20 protein-coding genes and 1 pseudogene are annotated in these 21,386 nt (G+C 69.9%); 9 read left to right on the top strand and 12 right to left on the bottom strand.

All coding sequences use genetic code 11. The features are described 5' to 3' along the window. Positions 1 to 4: 4 nt before the first annotated feature. From ACFYOV_RS20010 to ACFYOV_RS20000, 3 genes are all read left to right on the top strand, one after another. Positions 5 to 1,093, top strand: a complete 1,089-nt coding sequence (locus ACFYOV_RS20010; protein WP_389089397.1) for an ABC transporter ATP-binding protein — start codon at positions 5 to 7, stop codon at positions 1,091 to 1,093. 220 nt (positions 1,094 to 1,313) lie between these two features. Continuing rightward, entirely contained in the window at positions 1,314 to 1,769 is a 456-nt protein-coding gene (locus ACFYOV_RS20005; protein ID WP_389089395.1) for a hypothetical protein, read from the top strand. 47 nt (positions 1,770 to 1,816) lie between these two features. Continuing rightward, positions 1,817 to 2,548, top strand: a complete 732-nt coding sequence (locus ACFYOV_RS20000; protein WP_389089394.1) for an NDP-sugar synthase — start codon at positions 1,817 to 1,819, stop codon at positions 2,546 to 2,548. 72 nt (positions 2,549 to 2,620) lie between these two features. On the opposite strand, the gene ACFYOV_RS19995 is transcribed toward ACFYOV_RS20000, so the two are convergent. The 6 genes from ACFYOV_RS19995 to ACFYOV_RS19970 form a co-directional block, all read right to left on the bottom strand. Further along, a complete protein-coding gene (locus ACFYOV_RS19995; protein ID WP_389089392.1) occupies positions 2,621 to 4,348 on the bottom strand; it encodes a DoxX family membrane protein in 1,728 nt (575 codons plus the stop codon). A 118-nt stretch (positions 4,349 to 4,466) separates the two neighbouring features. Continuing rightward, the gene (gene rlmB, locus ACFYOV_RS19990; protein ID WP_389089391.1) at positions 4,467 to 5,405 is read right to left on the bottom strand and encodes a 23S rRNA (guanosine(2251)-2'-O)-methyltransferase RlmB; all 939 of its coding nucleotides are present in this window, start codon (positions 5,403 to 5,405) and stop codon (positions 4,467 to 4,469) included. Positions 5,406 to 5,533: 128 nt separating this feature from the next. After that, positions 5,534 to 6,934 (bottom strand): cysteine--tRNA ligase, encoded by a 1,401-nt coding sequence (gene cysS, locus ACFYOV_RS19985; RefSeq protein ID WP_389089390.1) that lies wholly within the window; start codon positions 6,932 to 6,934, stop codon positions 5,534 to 5,536. Positions 6,935 to 7,149: 215 nt separating this feature from the next. Beyond that, positions 7,150 to 7,644: a 2-C-methyl-D-erythritol 2,4-cyclodiphosphate synthase gene (gene ispF / locus ACFYOV_RS19980; protein WP_389089389.1), complete on the bottom strand. Its 495-nt coding sequence runs from the start codon at positions 7,642 to 7,644 to the stop codon at positions 7,150 to 7,152. Then, positions 7,634 to 8,398 (bottom strand): 2-C-methyl-D-erythritol 4-phosphate cytidylyltransferase, encoded by a 765-nt coding sequence (ispD, locus tag ACFYOV_RS19975; RefSeq protein ID WP_389089388.1) that lies wholly within the window; start codon positions 8,396 to 8,398, stop codon positions 7,634 to 7,636. Before ispD ends, ispF begins: the two co-directional genes overlap by 11 nt. Before the next feature lie 314 nt (positions 8,399 to 8,712). Continuing rightward, complete coding sequence (locus ACFYOV_RS19970) at positions 8,713 to 9,195, bottom strand: CarD family transcriptional regulator (RefSeq protein ID WP_003953493.1); 483 nt, start codon at positions 9,193 to 9,195, stop codon at positions 8,713 to 8,715. A 644-nt stretch (positions 9,196 to 9,839) separates the two neighbouring features. Between ACFYOV_RS19970 and ACFYOV_RS19965 the strand changes: the two genes are divergently transcribed. Continuing rightward, positions 9,840 to 10,502: a DUF461 domain-containing protein gene (locus ACFYOV_RS19965; RefSeq protein WP_389089387.1), complete on the top strand. Its 663-nt coding sequence runs from the start codon at positions 9,840 to 9,842 to the stop codon at positions 10,500 to 10,502. Between the two features lie 165 nt (positions 10,503 to 10,667). On the opposite strand, the gene ACFYOV_RS19960 is transcribed toward ACFYOV_RS19965, so the two are convergent. Both ACFYOV_RS19960 and ACFYOV_RS19955 read right to left on the bottom strand, forming a co-directional pair. Further along, entirely contained in the window at positions 10,668 to 11,348 is a 681-nt protein-coding gene (locus ACFYOV_RS19960) for a response regulator transcription factor (protein WP_365709836.1), read from the bottom strand. Then, the gene (locus ACFYOV_RS19955) at positions 11,345 to 12,637 is read right to left on the bottom strand and encodes a sensor histidine kinase (protein WP_389089385.1); all 1,293 of its coding nucleotides are present in this window, start codon (positions 12,635 to 12,637) and stop codon (positions 11,345 to 11,347) included. The genes ACFYOV_RS19960 and ACFYOV_RS19955 overlap by 4 nt, the downstream gene beginning before the upstream one ends. 268 nt (positions 12,638 to 12,905) lie before the next feature. On the opposite strand from ACFYOV_RS19955, the gene phoU reads away from it, so the two are divergent. From phoU to ACFYOV_RS19940, 3 genes are all read left to right on the top strand, one after another. After that, positions 12,906 to 13,598, top strand: a complete 693-nt coding sequence (gene phoU, locus ACFYOV_RS19950; RefSeq protein ID WP_389089384.1) for a phosphate signaling complex protein PhoU — start codon at positions 12,906 to 12,908, stop codon at positions 13,596 to 13,598. Positions 13,599 to 13,751: 153 nt separating this feature from the next. Then, positions 13,752 to 13,907: a hypothetical protein gene (locus tag ACFYOV_RS19945; protein WP_389089382.1), complete on the top strand. Its 156-nt coding sequence runs from the start codon at positions 13,752 to 13,754 to the stop codon at positions 13,905 to 13,907. Positions 13,908 to 14,041: 134 nt separating this feature from the next. Next, complete coding sequence (locus tag ACFYOV_RS19940; protein ID WP_389089381.1) at positions 14,042 to 14,293, top strand: SCO4226 family nickel-binding protein; 252 nt, start codon at positions 14,042 to 14,044, stop codon at positions 14,291 to 14,293. A 268-nt stretch (positions 14,294 to 14,561) separates the two neighbouring features. Here the strand turns inward: ACFYOV_RS19940 and ACFYOV_RS19935 are convergent, their stop codons facing one another. Next, a complete protein-coding gene (locus tag ACFYOV_RS19935) occupies positions 14,562 to 15,845 on the bottom strand; it encodes an MDR family MFS transporter (RefSeq protein ID WP_389089379.1) in 1,284 nt (427 codons plus the stop codon). A 150-nt stretch (positions 15,846 to 15,995) separates the two neighbouring features. On the opposite strand from ACFYOV_RS19935, the gene ACFYOV_RS19930 reads away from it, so the two are divergent. Then, positions 15,996 to 16,757, top strand: coding sequence for a phosphoglyceromutase (locus ACFYOV_RS19930; protein WP_389089378.1), 762 nt, complete (start codon positions 15,996 to 15,998; stop codon positions 16,755 to 16,757). Positions 16,758 to 16,905: 148 nt separating this feature from the next. Here the strand turns inward: ACFYOV_RS19930 and ACFYOV_RS19925 are convergent. The 3 genes and pseudogenes from ACFYOV_RS19925 to ACFYOV_RS19915 form a co-directional block, all read right to left on the bottom strand. Next, positions 16,906 to 17,001 (bottom strand): annotated as a pseudogene (locus ACFYOV_RS19925) (integrase); the annotation flags it as partial. Between the two features lie 36 nt (positions 17,002 to 17,037). Continuing rightward, positions 17,038 to 18,087: a macro domain-containing protein gene (locus ACFYOV_RS19920; RefSeq protein WP_389089376.1), complete on the bottom strand. Its 1,050-nt coding sequence runs from the start codon at positions 18,085 to 18,087 to the stop codon at positions 17,038 to 17,040. A gap of 148 nt (positions 18,088 to 18,235) precedes the next feature. Next, positions 18,236 to 19,489: a hypothetical protein gene (locus tag ACFYOV_RS19915; RefSeq protein WP_389089375.1), complete on the bottom strand. Its 1,254-nt coding sequence runs from the start codon at positions 19,487 to 19,489 to the stop codon at positions 18,236 to 18,238. 430 nt (positions 19,490 to 19,919) lie between these two features. On the opposite strand from ACFYOV_RS19915, the gene ACFYOV_RS19910 reads away from it, so the two are divergent. Next, positions 19,920 to 21,362, top strand: a complete 1,443-nt coding sequence (locus ACFYOV_RS19910) for a PA14 domain-containing protein (RefSeq protein WP_389089373.1) — start codon at positions 19,920 to 19,922, stop codon at positions 21,360 to 21,362. The last annotated feature ends 24 nt before the right edge of the window (positions 21,363 to 21,386 follow it).

The raw sequence follows: 21,386 nt of genomic DNA, 5'->3' as shown, positions 1-21,386 counted from the left end.
CACCATGGCCACAGTTACGTTCGACAAGGCGACCCGGATCTACCCGGGTTCCACCAAGCCCGCCGTCGACGCGCTCGACATCGAGATCGCGGACGGGGAGTTCCTCGTCCTGGTCGGCCCGTCCGGCTGCGGCAAGTCCACCTCGCTCCGCATGCTGGCGGGGCTCGAGGACGTCAACGGCGGCGCCATCCGCATCGGCGACCGCGACGTCACGCACCTGCCGCCGAAGGACCGGGACATCGCCATGGTGTTCCAGAACTACGCCCTGTACCCGCACATGACGGTCGCCGACAACATGGGCTTCGCGCTCAAGATCGCCGGCGTCAACAAGGCGGAGATCCGGCAGAAGGTCGAGGAGGCCGCGAAGATCCTCGACCTGACCGAGTACCTGGACCGCAAGCCGAAGGCGCTCTCCGGCGGTCAGCGCCAGCGTGTCGCCATGGGCCGCGCCATCGTGCGTGAGCCGCAGGTGTTCCTCATGGACGAGCCGCTGTCCAACCTGGACGCCAAGCTCCGTGTGTCCACCCGTACGCAGATCGCCTCCCTCCAGCGCCGCCTGGGCATCACGACGGTCTACGTCACGCACGACCAGGTCGAGGCCCTCACCATGGGCGACCGGGTCGCGGTCCTCAAGGACGGCCTGCTCCAGCAGGTCGACACCCCGCGCAACATGTACGACAAGCCCGCGAACCTCTTCGTCGCCGGCTTCATCGGCTCCCCGGCCATGAACCTGGTCGAGGTGCCGATCACCGACGGCGGCGTGAAGTTCGGCAACTCGGTGGTGCAGGTGCAGCGTGACGCGCTCGCCGCAGCCTCCGACAAGACCGTCACGGTCGGCGTCCGCCCCGAGCACTTCGACGTCGCCGGCGCCGACTCCGACCTGGGCGTCGCGGTCACCGTCAACGTCGTGGAGGAACTGGGCTCCGACGCGTTCGTCTACGGCACCGCCAAGGTCGGCGGGGAGTCGAAGGACATCGTCGTGCGCGTCGGCGGCCGCGAGGTCCCGGAGAAGGGCAGCACGCTGCACGTCGTCCCCCGGGCCGGCGAGACGCACGTGTTCTCCACCTCGACCGGCGCCCGCCTGTCCGACTGAGGCACCGGCGAAACCACCGGCCCAGGTGATTCACCCGAGCTGACGAAAAGGGGCCCCGCAGGCTGCTGCGGGGCCCTTCTCGTTGTCGACAAATACCCCGGCACTTCGGGCATTTTCGAGCAGTGTGCGTCAACATGCCCACCGAAAGCCGCGCCCCAACCATCCCCCGAACCGGTGACTCAATGTCTCCACATCATCACTGGACGCTACCCTCACTCGCGTGAAGCACTCCACGAACCCTCAGACGCGACGCGGCCGGGGCCCCGCCCGCCGGATCGGCCGCACCCTCGCCCTCGTCCTGCCCGTCGTCCTGGTGCTGTCCGGGACCCTCGCGGTCGCCCGGGTCGACTGGTCGGGGCACTCCTCGAGCCCGGTGCTCACCGCCGCCGACTCCGCCGCGTCCGGCGCCTCGTCGCGTGCCGCCGAGCGGGCCCCGCAGGACGTCCTGCGCGACACGCTGCTGGCCGAGCTCCAGGAGGAGAACCCGGGCGTCGCGCTCACCCACCTCCAGGAGGCGGTCAACGACCGGCCGTCGCTGGCGAAGCACTGCACGTCGATCGCCCGCGCCCTCGGCCGGGCCGCGGTCCGGGTCTACGGCCCCACCCGCGCCCAGTCCTACGCGCGCCCGGTCTGCGACACCTCCTTCGCCTCGGGGGTCGTAGCCGCGCACCGCTGAGCGCAGGTCCCGGCACCCACGGGCGGGGCGCCACGTAAAGTGCGCTCATGACCGATCCGAGCGCCGCGTCCCGCCCCGTTCAAGCCGTCGTCCTGGCCGGCGGCCAAGGCTCCCGGCTGCGTCCGTACACCGACGACCGGCCCAAGCCGATGGTCGAGATCCCCGGCACGGGGACGCCGATCATCGGCCATCAGCTCTCCTGGCTCGCCGAGGAGGGCGTGACGGATGTGGTGGTCTCCTGCGGCCACCTCGCCGACGTCCTCCAGAAATGGCTGGAGACCGCCGATCTGCCCGTCTCCGTCACCTGCGTCGTCGAGACGGAACCCCTCGGCCGCGGCGGCGGCCTCAAGTACGCCGCTTCCCATCTCCCGCACCCCGACCGGCCCTGGTACGCCACCAACGGCGACATCTGGACGCGCTTCTCCCTGCGCGACATGGCCGACTTCCACACCGAGCGGGACGCCCTCGCCACCCTCGCCCTGGCCAGGCCGCGCCTGCCGTGGGGCGCGGTCAAGACCGACGGGTTCGGCCGCATCACCGACTTCATCGAGGCCCCGCCGTCCACCGTCGAGATCAACGCCGGTGTGTACGTCTTCGCCCCCGGGTTCGCCGAACTGCTCCCCGAGCGCGGTGACCACGAGCGCACCACCTTCCCCCACCTGGCCCGCGAACGCCGCCTGGCCGGCTTCCCGATCCCCCAGGGCTCCTACTGGCGGGCCATCGACACGGCGAAGGACCTCACGGAGGCGGCCAAGGAACTGGCCACACAGCCCCGTTGACCCCGAGTGAACACCACCGGGGTCCCGCACCTGACGCGTGCGGGACCCCGGAGTGGTGCGTGGGCGGCCGGACTACCCCAGCAGGCCGCCCACGAGACCCGGACGGCCCGTGGAGGAACCGTCGGTGCCGCCGGTGCCGTCGCCGGACGGCGTGCCGTCGCTGCCCGTCGTACCGCCGCCCGACGTGGGTCCGGAACTGGTGCTCGGGGCCTGTTCGACCGGCGACGACTGCTGCGGCGGGGCCTGGCCCGCGCTGCCCTGCGTCTGGCTGGGGGCCCCGGTGACGGCACCGGTGTCCTGGGTCGCCCCGGGCGTGGTGGTCCCGGCGGACGGGGTCGCCGAGCCGGAGGTGGCGCCCTCGGTGGGCGGGGTGGAGGCGGACGGCGTCCGCTTCTCCGGCGACCGGCCGGGCTCCTCCGGCAGGGGGGAGCCGGGAAGTTCGTTGCGCGGGGCCTCGCCCGGGCCGGGGACGACCACGCGGTCGGTGTCGCGGACCGCACCGCCGAGCACCGCGCCGACCAGCAGGGTCAGCCCGCAGACGACCGCGGTGACGAGTGCCCCGCGGCGCAGCACGTAGCGGCGCAGGTCCCAGATGTCGGCCCGGGGGCCCAGGCGCCGCCAGGCACCGCCGGCGAGCCGGCCGTCGACCGAGTAGACCGGCGCACCGGCGATGATCAGCGGTGACCAGGCGGCGAGTTGGAGGAGGTCGGGCGTCTCGTAGGCCGGGGTGCTCTTCCAGCTGACGGCGATCAGCAGCGCGGCCGACAGCATCGCCCCGACCGCGGCGGCGACCCGCTGCCAGCAACCGAGGACGGTCAGGACCCCGACGGCGACCTGGAGGAAGGCGATGACCAGCCCGGCGCCCACCGGGTGCTGGAGGGCGAACTGCCGCAGCGGCTCGGCGACTTCCCAGGGGTGCAGGGAGGTGAGGTACGTGACCATGGAGCCGCGGCTGCTGCCGTCGAAGAAGACGGGGTCGCACAGCTTGCCCATGCCGGCGTAGACGGAGACGCCGCCGAGGATGAGGCGCAGCGGGAGCAGGACGACGCCGAGGTTCATCCGGCGGCCGGGGAAGTAGGCGTGCCGCGACGGATCCGCGTGCCGTTTGCCGCGCCGCTCGCCGTCGCCGTCCAGGACGACCGGGTGGGCGCCGGAGTCCTCGAACTCGTCACCTGCGTCGTCCGCTTCGCCGTAGCCCGGGACCGCGTAACCGGAGTCCGCGTAGCCGGGGTCCGCGTAGCCCGGCTCCTCGTACGCACTGCCCACGGTGCGCATGGGAGGCAGCAGGGGCCGGTCGTGGTGGGTGCGCTGGGGGCCGACGACGGGCGTTTCCAGGGTTTCGGTGAGGGCGGGGTCGCCGTAGCCCGGGTCCGCGCCGTGACCACCGTGTCCGACGCGGGGAACGACCCGGGTGGCCCCGGTGTCGGCGAGCGGCTCGTCGCCGTGGCGCACGCCTTCGTGCCGCACGGCCTGGAGCAGGCGGTGCGCGCCGGTGTCGTCGGGGGCGGACCGGCCGCTCCAGACGACGGGGCGGCGCCGGGCGGCGGCCGGGCCCGCGGTGCCCATGGTGGTGACGACGGGGATGCGGGCGGTGTCCTGGGCGGCGCTCAGGTGCCGCGCGATCCGCGGGGACCGCACGCGCCGCGCCGAGGCGCCCAGTTCCACGCGGAAGCTGGCGTGATTGACGATGACCTGCGCCGGATCGCTCGGCACCTTCACCATGCTCAGCGCGGGAGCGTCGTCGTGTCCCGACGAGCGGTCCCCCGTGGGAGTGCGGGGTGTTCTGGTGTCCACACTCATCTAACCGAGTGACGCCGTGTTAGGACACTGCCTTGACCCGCCGGATGTGTCCGGACCGCGTCAAGCTTGTCCCGACCGTCCGGAACACTCCTTGTGAGTGATGACGCCGAACGCCCGTTCAGGCGCGACGGCGGGCCGCCTCGTACAGGACGACGCCCGCGGCCACACCGGCGTTGAGCGACTCGGCGCCGCCCGGCATCGGGATCCGCACCCGGAAGTCACAGGTCTCGCCCACCAGCCGGGACAGTCCCTTGCCCTCGCTGCCGACCACGATCACCACCGGGCCCTCCAGCGCCTCCAGCTCGCCGATCTCGGCCTCCCCGTCGGCCGCCAGCCCGACGACCACGATCCCGGCCTTCTTGTACGCCTCCAGGGCGCGCGTCAGGTTGGTGGCGCGGGCGACGGGCGTACGGGCGGCCGTACCGGCGGACGTCTTCCAGGCACCGGCGGTCATGCCGGCCGCGCGCCGCTCGGGAACGACGACGCCGTGGCCGCCGAAGGCGGAGACGGAGCGGACGACGGCGCCCAGATTGCGCGGGTCGGTGACGCCGTCGAGGGCGACGATCAGCGGGTCCTCGCCCTCGTCGTGGGCGGCGGCGACGAGGTCCTCGGGGTGGGCGTACTCGTACGGCGGGACCTGGAGGACCAGGCCCTGGTGGTTCAGGCCGTTGGTCATGCGGTCGAGCTCGGGGCGCGGGGCCTCCATGAGGTTGATCCCGCCGCGCTCGGCCGCGAGCTGGAGCGCCTCGCGCACCCGCTCGTCGTTGTCGATGAACTGCTGGACGTACAGCGTGGAGGCGGGCACGCCCTCGCGCAGTGCCTCGACGACGGGGTTGCGCCCGACGACGAGTTCGGAGGTCGAGCGGCCCGCGCCGCGCCGCGGGGTGCGGCCCTGGGCGCGGCGCGCCTTGGCCTGCGCGGCGCGCTGCTTGGCGTGCCCCTTGCGCATCTCGGCGGGAGGCGTGGGGCCCTTGCCTTCCAGGCCCCGGCGCCGCTGGCCGCCACTGCCGACCTGCGCGCCCTTCTTGCCGGACATGCGGCGGTTGTTCGCGGCCATGAGGTATCCGTCTCCGTGAAGTGGTGTCGCGTGCGGTGGTGTGTCTGTGTCTGTGTCTGCGAGTGTGCCGCCCGGAGGCCCGGACGGCACACTCGATCTTGGTCGGCCGCGGGGCCGCCCGTCGTTGTTCAGCGCGGGCCGAGGCTCCAGCGCGGCCCCTGCGGGCTGTCCTCGATGATCAGGCCGGACTGGTTGAGCTGGTCGCGGATGGCGTCCGCGGTGGGCCAGTCCTTGCGGGCGCGGGCGGCCTCGCGCTGGTCGAGCACCATCCGGACGAGGCTGTCGACCACGCCGTGCAGGTCCTCGCCGCGGTCGCCGTCGCCGGCCCAGTGCGGGTCGAGCGGGTCGAGTCCGAGGACGCCGAGCATCGCGCGCAGCTCGGCGAGGCGGGCGACGGCCGCTTCCTTGTCGTCGGCGGCCAGTGCGCTGTTGCCCTGGCGGACGGTGGTGTGCACCACGGCGAGTGCCTGGGGCACGCCCAGGTCGTCGTCCATGGCCTCGGCGAAGGCGGGGGGCACCTCGGCGGACGGCTCGACGGGTCCCCCGGCGAGTTCGACCACGCGCTGTACGAAGCCCTCGATCCGCGCGAACGCGGACTCCGCCTCGCGCAGGGCCTCCTCGCTGTACTCGATCATCGACCGGTAGTGCGGGGTGCCGAGGTAGTAGCGCAGCACGATGGGCCGCCACCGCTTGGCCATCTCGCTGACCAGCACCGAGTTGCCGAGCGACTTCGACATCTTCTCGCCGCTCATGGTGACCCAGGCGTTGTGCACCCAGTACCGGGCGAACTCGTCGCCGTAGGCCACGGCCTGGGCGATCTCGTTCTCGTGGTGCGGGAAGATCAGGTCGAGCCCGCCGCCGTGGATGTCGAAGGCGGAGCCCAGGTACTTGTGGGCCATCGCCGAGCACTCCAGGTGCCAGCCCGGGCGTCCGCGCCCCCAGGGCGTCTCCCAGCTGGGCTCGCCCGGCTTGGCGGCCTTCCACATGGCGAAGTCGCGCGGGTCGCGCTTACCGGTCTCGCCCTCGCCGGAGGGCTGGAGGAGGTTGTCGAGCTCCTGGTTGGACAGCCTCAGGTACTCGGGGAAGGAGGTGACGGCGAAGTACACGTTGCCGTCGGCCTCGTACGCGTGGCCCCGCTCGATGAGGCCGCGCATCATCTCGACCATCTCGGTGATGTGGCCGGTGGCGCGCGGTTCGTAGGTCGGCGGCAGGCAGCCGAGGGTCCGGTAGCCGTCGGTGAAGGCGCGCTCGTTCTCGTACCCGATGGCCCACCAGGGGCGGCCCTGTTCCGCGGACTTGGCGATGATCTTGTCGTCGATGTCGGTGACGTTGCGGATGAACGTCACCTCCAGGCCGCGGTACGCGAACCAGCGGCGCATGATGTCGAAGTTCAGCCCCGAGCGGATGTGGCCGATGTGGGGTGCCGCCTGCACGGTGGCACCACACAGGTAGATCGAGACGCAACCCGGCCGCAGCGGGGTGAAGTCACGGATCTGCCGGGCGCTGGTGTCGTACAGGCGAATAGTCACCACTCCAGGGTAGTGGGCCCCGGCCGGTGCCCGGTCCCCTTCCGGCCGCCCGGCACCGTCACGACCGCCCGCCCGATACCCACGCGACCGCCATCCCGGCACCGTCACGCCCGCCCGCCGTGCGGCCCTTCGGTCACGTCCTCACCGCCGCCCCGCGGCCCCGGCTCGCGCTCCGCGCGTTCGCCCGGGGGCGGGGTGAGGGCCCGGCCCGCCGCTCAGGCCGTGGGCACGACCAGGGCCGTCGCCACCGCCATCAGGCCCTCGTCCCGGCCGGGGAAACCCAGGCCGTCCGTCGTGGCGCCGGAGACCGACACCGGGGCGCCGGCGGCCTCCGTGAGGATCTTCTGAGCCTCCTCGCGGCGCTTGCCGATCTTGGGTCGGGGGCCGACGACCTGCACCGCGATGTTGCCGATCCGGAAGCCCGCGTCCCGCACGATCCGCGCCGCCTCGGTCAGCAGCGTCACGCCGGACGCGCCGGACCACTCGGGCCGCCCGGTGCCGAAGTGCTGCCCCAGGTCGCCCAGACCGGCGGCGGAGAACAGGGCGTTGCAGGCGGCGTGCGCCACGACGTCGGCGTCGGAGTGCCCGGCCAGGCCCGGCCCCTCGCCCTCCCACTTCAGGCCGGCGCACCACAGCTCCCGGCCCTCCTCGAAGGCGTGGATGTCGGTGCCGATGCCGACCTGCGGCAGCGGGTACGCCTCAGAAGCCATCGTTGAGCCTCCTGCGGGCCAGGACCGCCTCCGCGAGGACCAGGTCGAGGGGACGGGTGACCTTGAAGGCCTCCTCGTGGCCCGGGACGGTCACCACGGTGAGCCCGAGCTGCTCGACCATGCTCGCGTCGTCGGTGACGTCGTCGGTCACCGACGCGTGCGCCCGGACCAGGGCGTCCCGGTCGAACCCCTGCGGCGTCTGCACCGCACGCAGCAGCGACCGGTCCGGCGTGGCGACCACCGGCTCCGGCTCGCCCGGCCGCGCGGCCGGCTCGACCTGCTTGACCGTGTCGGCCAGCGGCAGGGCGGGCACCACGGCGGGCGCCCCGTCGCGGACGGCCTCGATCACGGCATCGACGGTGTCCACCGGGACCAGCGGGCGGGCCGCGTCGTGGACGAGGACGATGTCGAAGCCGGGCGGCAGCGCGTCCAGGCCGAGCCGTACGGATGCCTGGCGCGTCGGGCCGCCGGGCACGACGAGGAAGTCCGTCCGCTCGGGCAGCGCGTGCGCGTCGAGGAGGTTCCTGACCTCGGCGGCGCCCTCGGGCGGGGCCACGACGACGACCAGGGAGACCGCGCGGGAGGCGGCCATGGCCCGGACGGCGTGGATCAGCATGGGCGTGCCGCCCAGCACGCGGAGCGCCTTGGGGGCGCCCGGTCCCAGGCGCACACCCCGGCCCGCGGCCGGGATCACGGCCGCCGTACGGGCGGTCGTACGGGTCGGCGACGGCGGGGGAAGCGGATCGTCAGACATCGGTTCCTGTCAGGTTTGTGTGCTCGGCGTACGTGGGTATGGCCTGGGCGTACCCCCTGCTCCGGCAGCGGGGGGAATGCCGGGCGCGACGCCTCGACCAGCCCCTTCCGTGACACTGGTCGGGCCGGCCGCCCGGGGCCGGCACGCCAGGGATGGGGACGTGAGTGATGACACATTCCCCGGCACGGCGCAAGTGCAGCGTACGGACGGCGTCCGGGTACGAGCATGCCGCAGCGCCCGGCGACGGCTTGTCGTCATCGGGCACCGCGGCAGTTCGATGTGCAGAGTGCTGAGCGAACGGGCTCCGCCTCGGCTCAGGAGGCGAGAACCTCGTCGAGCAGGGCCTCGGCCTTGTCCTCGTTGGTGTTCTCCGCGAGGGCGAGCTCGCTGACCAGAATCTGGCGCGCCTTGGCGAGCATGCGCTTCTCACCGGCGGAGAGTCCGCGCTCGCGCTCACGACGCCACAGGTCACGCACGACTTCCGCGACCTTGATGACATCGCCGGAGGCGAGCTTCTCCAGGTTTGCCTTGTAACGACGGGACCAGTTCGTGGGCTCCTCGGCGTACGGCGCGCGCAGCACCTCGAAGACCCGGTCCAGCCCGTCCTGACCGACCACATCACGCACGCCGACGAACTCCGCATTGTCCGCTGGCACACGCACCGTCAGGTCACCCTGGGCGACCTTCAGCACCAAGTAGGTCTTGTCCACGCCTTTGATCTGGCGAGTTTCGATGGCCTCGATCAGCGCGGCCCCGTGATGGGGATAGACCACGGTGTCGCCAACCTTGAACGTCATGTGACAGGTACCCCTTCCGTGGCTATCCAGAGTAACACGGATACGGCGTCTTCTGAATGGCGTTTTCGCAGGTCAGGGCCATTCTCGGGGCTTGACAAGTGCGCCAGGAACGTGCTTCGCCCGCCGAGCGGAACGAGGTATTCGCAGGTCGGAGCGGCTGTCCGGGGCGAGCGAAACGCGTACGGTACACGCATCCGGCGACCCCCATGAGTGTCCGAACATCCCCATATGTCCGGTTTCAGGTGCTCGAGTTCCGCTACTCCGTTCGGTGACCCGAGCCGGGTTCCGGCCGATTCCGGAATTGATCACACGGCACCCGCGACGGCCGCCCGGTGATCAATTCGCGGCGCCGCCCGCGCATTCCTCCACGGAAAATGCACGCGGTTATGTGAATGCCGGTGAAGCGCCTCGGGACACCGAAGTGACCGGTGGGTCACAGGTGACCGCGAGCCTGCGGCGACGCTCGACGGGGCAACCGCGAGGGCACCTGCTCGTCGGACGCCGGACACCTCCACGACAGCGGCCACGCCGCGGGGAGGGTCGGGTGCAGCCGCGCGGGAACGGCTCGGTAACCTAAGGCCGCTGACAGTCCCTGCATACGGCTTCACCGGCCGTCTCGCTCGAGTCAAGGAGTTGCCGCCGCCGTGAGCAGCAGCCTTCGACGCGGCGCCCTCGCCGCCGCCGCCCTCGCCTTCTCCATCGCCTCGCTCTCCGCGTGCGCGGCCGGCAACAACGCCCAGACCCTGCAGATCAAGCCGGACAACGCGGCGACGACCGTCGGCGACATCGAGATCCAGAACGCCGCTGTCATCACCCAGCCCGACCGCGAGTCCACGGGCCCCGCCGCCGTCACCGCCACCCTGTTCAACGAGGGCAGCACCGACCAGACGCTGGAGTCGGTCACCGTCGAGGGCGGCGAGAGCGTCAAGCTCACCCCCGCCAAGGGCGGCAGCCTGACCGTCCCGGCCGGCGGCTCGCTGGTCCTCGGCGGCAAGGACAACGCCTCCGCGGTGCTGCCCAGCACCGGCGAGGCCATTCAGGACGGCAACGCGCAGAAGGTCACCTTCACCTTCAGCAGGACCGGCGACGTGAGCCTGCGCGCGTTCGTGTACCCGGCCGAGCACTTCTTCAGCGAGTGGGGCCCGCAGGAGGTGCCGGCCGCGCCGGGCGCCTCCGCCGAGCCGTCCGCGGAGACCTCCGGGGAGCCGACCGAGGGCGCCACGGGCACGCCGGGCGCCGAGGAGTCCGCGGAGGCGTCCGGGACCCCGTCCGACGCGGCCTCCGCGAGCCCCTCGGCCGGCCACTGAGCGCTCGTACGCTTCGACGGCCCGCGAGCAGCGGCAAGCGGACTGCGCGCCCCCTTGCGAGCGGGCCGCGATGAGCGGCAGCAGACATGCAGACGGTGAAGGGCGGGACCCCGTGCGGGGTCCCGCCCTTCACCGTTGCCCGGGGCCTGTCCCCCGGTGTGCCGCCTACGGTTCGAACTTGTAGCCCAGTCCGCGCACCGTCACCAGGTAGCGCGGCGCACCCGGATCCGGCTCGATCTTGGCCCGCAGCCGCTTGACGTGGACGTCGAGGGTCTTGGTGTCACCGACGTAGTCGGCGCCCCACACCCGGTCGATGAGCTGCATCCGGGTCAGCACCCGGCCGGCGTTGCGCAGCAGCATCTCCAGCAGGTCGAACTCCTTCAGCGGCAGGTCGACCTTGGTGCCGCCGACGGTGACCACGTGCCGGTCGACGTCCATGCGGACCGGGCCGGCCTCCAGGGCCGCCGGGGTGACCTCCTCCGGCTCGCCGCGGCGGCGCAGCACCGCGCGGATGCGGGCGACCAGTTCCCGCGAGGAGAACGGCTTGGTGACGTAGTCGTCGGCGCCTATCTCCAGGCCGACCACCTTGTCGATCTCGCTGTCCTTGGCGGTCACCATGATGACGGGGACGTTGGAGCGACCGCGCAGCTGACGGCACACCTCGGTGCCCGGCAGCCCGGGCAGCATCAGGTCGAGGAGGACCAGGTCGGCGCCGTTGCGCTCGAACTCGTCGAGACCGTCGGGCCCGGTGGCCGCGACGGCGACCTCGAAGCCCTCCTTGCGGAGCATGTACGACAGGGCGTCGGAGAAGGACTCCTCGTCCTCGACGACGAGCACTCTGGTCACGGAAGGACCTCCGGGGAGGGAAGCGTTTCGTACGCGGATGAGTCGGAAGAGTGGGGGGAAGCGGGGGTCGACCGGCCGGCCTCGCCGTGGAGGCCCGCGGGTCCGTCCCGACGGGACGTCTCAAGGGCGCGGTCGCGGGCCGCACCGGCCTCGGGCAACCGCAGGGTGAAGGTGGAGCCCTGGCCCTCGGCGCTCCACACCGTGACCTCCCCGCCGTGCGAGGCGGCCACGTGCTTGACGATCGCGAGGCCCAGACCGGTACCGCCGGTGGCGCGGGAACGGGCCGGATCGACACGGTAGAAGCGCTCGAAGATGCGCTCCTTGTCCCTGTCGGAGATGCCGATGCCCTGGTCGGTCACGGCTATCTCGATCATGTCACCGCCGGGCTGGGGGACCTTGCGGGCCGCGATGCCGACGCGGGTGCGGGCGGGCGAGTAGTTGACGGCGTTCTCGACCAGGTTGCCGAGCGCGGCGGCGAGCTGGCCGCGGTGTCCCCAGACCGCCAGGTCGGCGGTGCCTCCGGCGGCCATGGTGATCTGCTTGGTGCCGGCGGCGTGCCGGCAGCGGTCGACGGCCTCGGCGACCAGTTCGTCGACGCGGACGGGCTCGGCGTCTTCGAGGGGGTCGTCGTTCTGCACCCGGGACAGGTCGATGAGTTCCTGGACGAGGTTGGTGAGCCGGGTGGCCTCGATCTGCATGCGCCCGGCGAACCGCTCCACGGCCTCGGGGTCGTCGGAGGCGTCCATGACGGCCTCGGAGAGCAGGGAGAGGGCGCCGACGGGAGTCTTGAGCTCATGGCTGACGTTGGCGACGAAGTCGCGCCGCACCGCCTCGATGCGGCGGGCCTCGGTGAGGTCCTCGACCAGCAGGAGGACGAGCCGGGAACCCAGCGGCGCCACCCGCGCGGAGACGGCGAGGGCCTCGCCGCGGCCGGTGCCGCGGCGGGCCAGGTCCAGTTCGACCTGCCGTATCTCGCCGTCGCGCCGGGTGTCGCGGGCCATCTGGAGCATGGGCTCGACGGCCAGCTTGCCGCCGCGGACCAGCCCCAGGGCGTACGCGGCCGAGCTGGCCTTGACCACACCGTCGGCCTCGTCCAGCACGACCGCGGAGGAGCGGAGCACGGACAGGACGGTGTCCACGCCCGGGGGAAGCACCGGGTCGGTGTGCAGGGAGGTACGTGTGGGGCGCCTCTGCTCGCGCTCGCTCCAACGGAACGCCAGCATGGCGATCACGCCGGTGAGCACACCGGCGATCGCTGCCGCTGCGGCGACCGCCGCGTTCACGTCCATGCCTCCAGGTTAGGCATGGCGCGGGCGGTGGCCACAGCCGTCGAAGGACGACCTCGAACACTCGTCGCCCAGAGTTCACCTTGGAGCCAGGGATGGTTCATTTGGGGTGACGGAATCAGACGCGTAAGGGTCGGAACGTGGGAGCGTGGGGTTCGCACCTCGACTGTGTGGCGGGGCACCCGGTCCCTGAACCCCGTGCGGCGCCGGACCTCCGCAACCCTGGGAGCCGGCCCCTGAACCCCCGACGAGACGTACGAGAGGAACCCTGATGCGGGACGCGTACCACGAGGAACTGGATTCGATCGGCGACGGTCTGGTGGAGATGGCCCGGCTGGTCGGGTCGGCGATCGGGCGCGCCACGACCGCCATCCTCGACACCGACCTGAAGCTGGCCGAGAGCGTGATCGAGGCCGACCAGAAGGTCGACGAGCTCCAGCACGACCTGGAGGCCCGGGCCATAGCCCTGCTGGCGCGCCAGCAGCCGGTGGCGACCGACCTGCGCATCGTCGTGACGTCGCTGCGCATGTCGGCGGACCTGGAGCGCTCCGGCGACCTGGCCCAGCACGTGGCGAAGCTGGCCCGGCTGCGCTACCCGCAGACCGCGGTACCGCGCGACCTGCACGCGACCATCCTGGAGATGGGTCAGCTCGCCCAGCGCCTGATGGCCAAGGCCGCCGAGGTGATCATCACCAAGGACGTCGACCTGGCGCTGCAGCTGGAGCAGGACGACGACGCGATGGACCTGCTGCACCGCGCCCTCTTCCAGCACCTGATGGACGACCGCTGGAAGCACGGCATCGAGACGGCCGTCGACGTGACCCTGCTGGGCCGCTACTACGAGCGTTTCGCCGACCACGCGGTCTCGGTGGCGAAGCGGGTGGTGTACCTGGTGACGGGCGAGTACGCGGACGAGATCCAGGCGGAGCTCCAGTCGGAGATCCAGGCGGTGGAGGGGGCGTAGGCGCTCCGGGCTCCCGGGCGGTCGGGGCGTGCGAGGCGCCGGTACCGGGCGTGCGAGGGTCGGTCGGGGCGCGCCCTCGCCCCAGTGCGCCGTTGATGCGCCCGGCGGGGCGGACGTCCAATGGCCTCAGGCACCAGTCTCGAGGAGGGACCCATGGCCGAATCCCCCGGCACGACCCCGGACCCCACGCAGGAGCGAGAGACCGAGCAGCCCGCCGAGATCAGGAACCTCACGCTGATCGCCGCCTGCGGCTGCGGCTCGGGCTGCGGCTGCGGGTGCCAGTCGGGCAGTCCCTGCCAGTGCGGCTGACCACCCGGTAACCGGTACGCACCGCGAGGCCCCGGCGCCGTATCGACGGCCGCCGGGGCCTTCCGCATGCCAAGAGCCCCTCCGGGGCGGAGCATGGAGGGAGGCAGGGCGAACGTCGAAGGGGGTGCGAGACCATGACGCAGTTCATGGACGTCCACCACGGCATGCAGGGCATCACGGAGGACCAGCTGAGGCAGGCGCACGCGGCCGACCTCGCGATTCAGGAGGAGGAGGGCGTCCACTTCCAGCAGGCGTGGGCGGATCCGGAGACCGGCACGATCTACTGCCTCTCCGACGCGCCGTCCGCGGAAGCGGTCCAGCGCATTCACGAACGCACCGGCCACAAGGCCGACGAGATCCACGCGGTGCCGCTGTCGGTCACGTGAGCGGTTCCCCCGGCGCGGCGGCCGGACGTACGGGGGACGGTTGCCCGCGGGGCGGCCGGTAGCGGCCGGTTTCCGCCGAGGGTCGGCCGTGGGCGGTTTCCCACCCGCACGCCAGGCGGAGGCCGGTGTTCCACCGACGGCCGGTCGGGGGGCGGTTTCCCCCCGACCGCCAGGCGGAGGCCGGTTTCCCGTGCGGCGGCCGGGCAAGGTCCCGGGCGCCGACGGGGTCCCCGCGCAATTGGCCGGCCGGGGCGGGCGCCCCTCGGTTTCAGGAGGCGCCGACCTCCGGCCTGCCCTCACCCACGCCGGCCTTCTCGGCCACCGTCACCTTCCGGACGTCGGCCGGCTTCTCGTCCGGCAGCCGCCGCATCAGTGCGCCGTACCCGAGCCCGGCCACCGTGCCGATGACGGCGCAGGCGCCCCACAGCCACTCGGCCCCGAAGCGGTCGATGACGACGCCGGACATCAGCGGGGCGACGAGCGCCGCGACGGCCCACGACATGGTGTACATGCCCTGGTAGCGCCCGCGGCCGTGCACCGGGGAGAGCCGTACGACGAGACCGGTCTGGGTCGGCGCGTTGACGATCTCGGCGAGGGTCCACACACACACGGTGAGCGCGAAGACGCCGACCGACCCGGCGAAGGCGGTGAGCCCGAAGCCGTACCCGGCGAGCAGTGAGGAGATCACCAGCAGCCGCCCCGGATCGCGGTGCTCGATGAACCGGGTGACCGGAATCTGGAGCGCCACGATGAGGACACCGTTGACGGCGACGGCGAGCCCGTAGTCGGCGGGGCTGAACCCGGCCGCGCCCATGGCGACGGGCAGTCCCACGGACCCCTGCTGGAAGACGAGGGCGACGAGGAAGGACAGCCCGACGACCGCCATGAACCGCCCGTCCCGCAGCACCGCACCGAGCGAGACGGAGTCCTGCCGCGCCTCCTCGGCCGTGCGCACGGGCTTGGACTCGGGCAGCTTCACGAAGACGACGATCGCGCAGGCCATCGTCATCACGGCCTCGATCAGGAAGCCCGCGAGGTAGCTGTACTCGGCGATGAAGCCGGCGGCCATGGAGGACACGGCGAACCCGAGGTTGATCGCCCAGTAGTTGAGCGAGAAGGCCCGGATGCGGTCCTCGGGCCGCACGATGTCGGCCATCATCGCCTGGACGGCGGGCCGGGAGGCGTTGGACGCCATCCCCACGAGGAAGGCGACGGCGGCGATGGCGACGGGGTCGTGCACGAACCCGAGAAGGGCGACGGTCACGGCGGTGGACGCCTGGGCGACGAGCAGAGTGGGACGCCGCCCGAGCCGGTCGGTCATCACCCCGGCGCCCAGGGAGGAGATCACCCCGCCGAGCCCGTGCAACGCGGCGACGAGACCGGCGTAGGTGGCGGAGTAGCCGCGGTCGAGGGTGAGGTACAGCGCCATGAACGTGGCGACGAAGGCACCGAGCCGGTTGACGAGGGTGCTGGTCCACAGCCACCAGAACGCCGGGGGCAGCCCGGAGACGGTCTCGCGGACCGCACGTCTGGCACGGACGACGGACGACATGGCAGCGACCCCCGATGTAAGCGGCTAAAACGGCAGGCACAACTTACAAAGGCGAGCCGGTGTCGGGCCACCGGATTAACAGATCCCGTCAACCGTCCGACCCGCGGGCGGGCGCGCAACCCGTGCGGGGATTCGATTACGCTCGGGCCCATGGCCGACGCACCGTACAAGCTGATCCTCCTCCGCCACGGCGAGAGCGAGTGGAACGAGAAGAACCTGTTCACCGGCTGGGTGGACGTGAACCTCACCCCGAAGGGCGAGAAGGAGGCGACGCGCGGCGGCGAGCTGCTCAAGGACGCCGGCCTGCTGCCCGACGTGGTCCACACCTCCCTGCAGAAGCGCGCCATCCGCACCGCGCAGCTCGCTCTGGAGTCCGCCGACCGCCTGTGGATCCCGGTGAACCGCAGCTGGCGTCTGAACGAGCGTCACTACGGTGCCCTCCAGGGCAAGGACAAGGCGCAGACGCTCGCGGAGTTCGGTGAGGACCAGTTCATGCTGTGGCGCCGCTCCTACGACACCCCGCCGCCCCCGCTGGACCGCGACGCCGAGTACTCCCAGTTCTCCGACCCGCGCTACGCGACCCTCCCGCCGGAGCTGCGCCCGCAGACGGAGTGCCTGAAGGACGTCGTCGTCCGCATGCTCCCGTACTGGTTCGACGCGATCGTCCCCGACCTGCTGACCGGCCGCACGGTCCTCGTCGCCGCCCACGGCAACAGCCTGCGCGCCCTGGTCAAGCACCTCGACGGCATCTCGGACGCCGACATCGCGGGCCTGAACATCCCGACGGGCATCCCCCTGTACTACGAGCTCGACGCCGACTTCAAGCCGGTCACCCCCGGCGGCAAGTACCTCGACCCGGAGGCGGCCGCGGCGGCGATCGAGGCGGTCAAGAACCAGGGCAAGAAGAAGTAACCGCCCACGAACAAGCCCCCTGCCTGCGGATATTCCGCCGAGAGGGGGCTTTTCGCTGCCTGTGGGCCGTCTCCGGGCCGTCAGGGCGAGGGGGCCGTGCGCTCACCGGGCTCCGGTTCCTGTCTCCACTTCCGCTCTGGCTCCGGCGCTCCCGCAGAGTCGGGCCGGGGTCGGAATGGCCCAGGTACTCGGCGAGGGCCTTGATGTTCTCGCGCGGGTCCAGGAGCACCGAGGCGGAGAAGTGGCATATCTCAGTAGTCGTCCGCTCGCACAGGAGCCCTTAGCCCTGCCGCGGGACTAGGCGGGTCTCTGCCTCAAGAGCGCCCTCACAGGCAGCCACGTGAGCACCTGTGTGGGCGAGCAGATAAATAGTCCGCAGTTCTGAGTCTCGGTGGTTGAGCAGGTAGTCGACACAAGATTTGATCATAACAAGTGCAGTGCGAGACAAGTCGCTATTGCCGCCACCGGTGCCGAATAGCGGAATCACCACCGATCGCAGTTCTTCCCCACTTCGATTCAGACGGTCAATCTCGGACAGGACGCTTCTTACACAGTTACCGATATCTCGGACCGGCCTGTACCCCTGTCCTGCCTCACCCTCCACAGTAGCTACGTGAAGCACACGCTTTGCGCCATTCGAGTACTCAATGCATCCCGCCGTAGTTGTAAAGACATGGCCAGCAGGCACGTGCGTTGCATCGCGCATGAGGTCGTTGAGCTCATCTGCGACCAGGTCTCTGACCACTTGGCCGACCTCGTCTTTCACCGAACCCAAGTAACGAATCGTGGCAGAAACTGTTGGTTCAGTGATCCGAGACATTTCCATGCGGGTGTTCTCAGAGTTCACCCACACGTCGATGCCATTCACGTCAGAAAGGCCACCGGCCATGAAGCCGACCCTGAATTTTTTCGCTTCGCACAATTGACGAAGAACGCGCTCATGGGCAACTGGTTGCACATCCTCGGTTTCCCCCTTGCTGGCGACAACGAGTCGCCTGGACATGTCTTTACTTTCTTTTTCGAGCTCAGCCACCTTCTTGGCCAGCGCGTCAATCCTTCGCGTCTTGGCCAGCCACACAAACGAGCAGACAACAAAAAACCCAACAAAGCCAGCAGCTCCACCGAGCCTGAAACCAATTGCGCGCCCTTCAGAAACCGAATCCGGAAAGAGCGTAAAAAGCAGTGAGGCACCTGACAGGGCATACAGCAACACAACTGGGAGTTGTAGCGCATATTGCGACCCGGCCCGGGCGGGACGCAAAGTCCACACTTGCAGGACCACCCCCGCAATCAGCATGATTGCTGCGCCAACCAGTAGATAAGTGGTCAACGTACCCCCCGTGACTTTGACTTCAGAAGTCGGCCAGCCCCAGTGCTCGGTGGTCGACTGATCGGGGCGACCATCTGCGCCTCCGCCGGATGTCGATGACGGATGCCTCACATGGACCGGTCGCCCCTACGCCGACAGCTTCAAGAGCTCATGCCGAGTAGTCGCCTTTCACGCCTTCCGAAGATTCCTTGATTGTTCCACCAGAATAGACCCTTCCATGTTCCGCAAGGTATTCCTGGTGTTCGGGAGGTAGTCGATCGTACGCGGCAAGTCGGTCAAGCCACTGTTGGAATGCGGGGTCATCCTGCCCGCGCGTCTCCTTGTACGCCAAAAGCAAGTTGTAGACGTATGCCGGCTCTCCGTCGAATTTACTGAAGGCTCGCGACGTGTATTCGATAACAGTATCGAAATCACTGCAAACCCATGCCAGCATGCCAACGATGTTATACATTCTTGCGAGTTCTTCAGAATGCTCATCATCGTCAGGGAGTCGCGAGATTACTCTCCTGACATAGGTGACACCTTCTCGCGCGCGACCATAATTCGCGAAGAAACCCCTAAGACCCGCCAATGCGGCAGCGAGAGCAGCCCAGTCCTGGCCATCGAGCTCACCCGCATTGATGCGATCCACTAACGTGTTGATCTCGCTTTCCATGCGGGGAAAGGCCTCTTCGTGGCCAGCGGCAAGAAGAAGGCCGACGGCCGCTAGATATTCTTTCGGGTCACCCGCCCGCTTGAGTCGGTCCAGCTGTGCCGTCGCACCGACGAGGTCGCCCGCTCGCATACAGGTATACCAAGCTTCCCGGGGCGGCATGACCAGCAGGTCCAAATTATCCAGGGAGTGTCCTGAGGAAGCGTTTCGACTACGAGCCGACGTCAGCGTATCGAGTTTCCGCTCGATCCTCTGAAGGCTCTGCGCGACCGTGGACATGGACGCCCCCGTAGACCTCTGATCAACCTCCCCGCTCGCGATAGCGTCAATGAATGCACGAAGCGCATTCTGAGATATCAGAACGGCTCGCGGGCTGCTGAGGTCGTAGGTCAGCGTGCGAATTCCGGCGACATCGAAAGGGAGTCGCTCTTCCCAGCTCTTGGACACCATTTGAATGAACGGCCGACCAGTCTCATGCCTGCGACCGCACTCGTAGAATACATTCGCATTATGCCCAGTCAGATCGATGATGCAGAGCTCCGCCTCCTGGACAAGGCGAACAATGTCCGTCGTAATGGCGGTAGGTGTCGCCATCCGATCAGCGCGTACCACTTTGAAGCGATAGCTGGACAATACCGGTTCGAGAAGCAACTCCAAGAAGTCATCCGCAGCCACCCGCACGTCGGACTCTTCGGCCCCAATGGGGGAAATCACGAAACATGTCGGCATCTCTTGAGACTGCTGAGTCATGTGATTAACTTTACCGAGGGTGCGTTACCCTGGCCGCACTTTTCGCTATCTGATCGACTTGTATCAATCTGAAACGATAACTGACCGATACTGGGTCAGCACACCGCTCTTCCCTGGCCGGACAGCGACGAAGCCAGCGGACCGATCCGAGGGGAAGGCGGAGCCCGGAGCCGGCGGCGTCCTGCCCGCGCGCAGGACGTTCGAAGGGCTGCGGCTGTAGAGAGACGTGCCCCTTCCGCGCCCGATCGAGCGGAGACACCGGAGAACAGCAAGTCACCCACGGACAGCCCGCACCTGGGTACGGGGGCGAAACGGCATCGGCAGATGTGGCCCGCCGTGCAACCTCGCCGTGCAACCTCGCCGTGCAACCTTCCTCACCCGTCGTGGGTCTTCTCGCTGATCATTTTGTCTTACAGCGCGAAAGGTCCCCGTGCTCCCCAAGAGACTCGTCGCCGTCCGGACCGGTGCCGGTGCCGCCCTGTCCGCCGTGGTCGTCGGCAGCCTGCTGGTCGCCGCGCCGCAGGCGGCCGCCGCCGGCGTCACCTGTTCGGCCAACGTCTACAAGCGGACGTTCTACAAGACCACCTCGTTCTCCAGCACCCCGGTGAAGACCGACTGCGACAGTGCCGTCAGCCAGAGCTGGTCCGGCAGTCCGCTGACCGGCGTGCCGTCGAACAACTTCGCGGTCCGCTGGTCGGTGACCCGGGACTTCGGCTCCGGAGGCCCCTTCACGTTCACCGTCGCCGCCACCGACGGCGTCCGTGTCCTCCTGGACGGTGTCCGCAAAATCGACCTGTGGACCAGCACCGGCGACACTCCCCGCTCCAAGAGCGTCAACCTCACCATCCCCTCCGGCAAGCACACCATCCGCGTCGACTACGTGAACTGGAGCGGCGCCGCGAAAGTCGACTTCACCTACGCTCCGCGAACGTCGGCGACGTACGACAGGACGAAGCCGCTCGCGCCCACCGGAGTGAAGACCGCCTACAACACCACCACCCGCAGGACGACCGTCTCCTGGTCCGCCAACAAGGAGATGGACCTGGCGGGTTACTCCCTCTACCGGCGGCCCGTCGGCTCCGGCACCTGGACGAGGGTCACCACGACCACCGCCCGCAGTCACACCGACCCGCTGGTGAACCCGGACGACCGCACGCCCTACTACTACGAGGTCCGCGCCAAGGACAAGGCGGGCAACACCTCGTCGGGCAGCACGGACACCATCGTGCGCCCGCTGCCCGTCGTCACGTCCCTCACCGGCACCTACGACAAGGTGACCGGCAAGGTCACCCTGAAGTGGCCGCTCAACACCGAGCCGCACTTCGACCACTACACGGTCCTGAGCAACGACAAGGTGGACGGCTCCTACGTCTGGGTCCCGCTCGGCACCACCACGGGCAACACCTGGACCACCGGCCCCGTCACCGCCGACGGCGAGACCCGCCACTACCGCGTCCTCGTCACCAACGACGGCGGCACCACCACCTACAACCCGGACTGGCTCGACGCCACCGCCACGAACGAGCTCTGGCTCGACATTCCGGACGGCATCGCCCCCGCCTACGCCCCCGACCTGGCCCTGAGCTCCTGCGCCGGTGGCATCCGGGCGACCGCCACCGATGACACCCCGGCCCCGATCCGGGACTTCACCGGCTTCGAGATCGAGCGCCGCGAGGCCGGCACGGGCACCTGGTCGGTCGTCCTGCATCAGGGCTACGACCCGCGCCTGGCCACCGCCACGGCCAGTGTCTGCGACGCGCTCGCCTTCGACGGGCGTACGTACGAGTACCGGGCGCGCACCTACGACGCGGCCGGGAACTACTCGCCGTACAGCGAGACCCGTGCCGTCACCCTGCCGGTGCCGGTGAGCTGACGCCGAACGGCGGAGGGTGCGGCT

It is taken from the genome of Streptomyces sp. NPDC005931, assembly GCF_042871235.1.
In the GTDB taxonomy this organism is placed as follows: domain Bacteria; phylum Actinomycetota; class Actinomycetes; order Streptomycetales; family Streptomycetaceae; genus Streptomyces.
This window is presented reverse-complemented; position numbering and strand designations above follow the sequence as displayed.

What these genes read in the sequence shown, in the direction of transcription:
- ACFYOV_RS20010 (WP_389089397.1), top strand. Translation starts at nt 5, where the DNA reads ATGGCCACAGTTACGTTCGACAAGGCGACCCGGATCTACCCGGGTTCC.
- ACFYOV_RS20000 (WP_389089394.1), top strand. Translation starts at nt 1,817, where the DNA reads ATGACCGATCCGAGCGCCGCGTCCCGCCCCGTTCAAGCCGTCGTCCTG.
- ACFYOV_RS19995 (WP_389089392.1), bottom strand. Translation starts at nt 4,348, where the DNA reads ATGAGTGTGGACACCAGAACACCCCGCACTCCCACGGGGGACCGCTCG.
- rlmB (WP_389089391.1), bottom strand. Translation starts at nt 5,405, where the DNA reads ATGGCCGCGAACAACCGCCGCATGTCCGGCAAGAAGGGCGCGCAGGTC.
- ispF (WP_389089389.1), bottom strand. Translation starts at nt 7,644, where the DNA reads ATGGCTTCTGAGGCGTACCCGCTGCCGCAGGTCGGCATCGGCACCGAC.
- ispD (WP_389089388.1), bottom strand. Translation starts at nt 8,398, where the DNA reads ATGTCTGACGATCCGCTTCCCCCGCCGTCGCCGACCCGTACGACCGCC.
- ACFYOV_RS19970 (WP_003953493.1), bottom strand. Translation starts at nt 9,195, where the DNA reads ATGACGTTCAAGGTTGGCGACACCGTGGTCTATCCCCATCACGGGGCC.
- ACFYOV_RS19955 (WP_389089385.1), bottom strand. Translation starts at nt 12,637, where the DNA reads ATGGACGTGAACGCGGCGGTCGCCGCAGCGGCAGCGATCGCCGGTGTG.
- phoU (WP_389089384.1), top strand. Translation starts at nt 12,906, where the DNA reads ATGCGGGACGCGTACCACGAGGAACTGGATTCGATCGGCGACGGTCTG.
- ACFYOV_RS19945 (WP_389089382.1), top strand. Translation starts at nt 13,752, where the DNA reads ATGGCCGAATCCCCCGGCACGACCCCGGACCCCACGCAGGAGCGAGAG.
- ACFYOV_RS19940 (WP_389089381.1), top strand. Translation starts at nt 14,042, where the DNA reads ATGACGCAGTTCATGGACGTCCACCACGGCATGCAGGGCATCACGGAG.
- ACFYOV_RS19935 (WP_389089379.1), bottom strand. Translation starts at nt 15,845, where the DNA reads ATGTCGTCCGTCGTCCGTGCCAGACGTGCGGTCCGCGAGACCGTCTCC.
- ACFYOV_RS19930 (WP_389089378.1), top strand. Translation starts at nt 15,996, where the DNA reads ATGGCCGACGCACCGTACAAGCTGATCCTCCTCCGCCACGGCGAGAGC.
- ACFYOV_RS19915 (WP_389089375.1), bottom strand. Translation starts at nt 19,489, where the DNA reads ATGACTCAGCAGTCTCAAGAGATGCCGACATGTTTCGTGATTTCCCCC.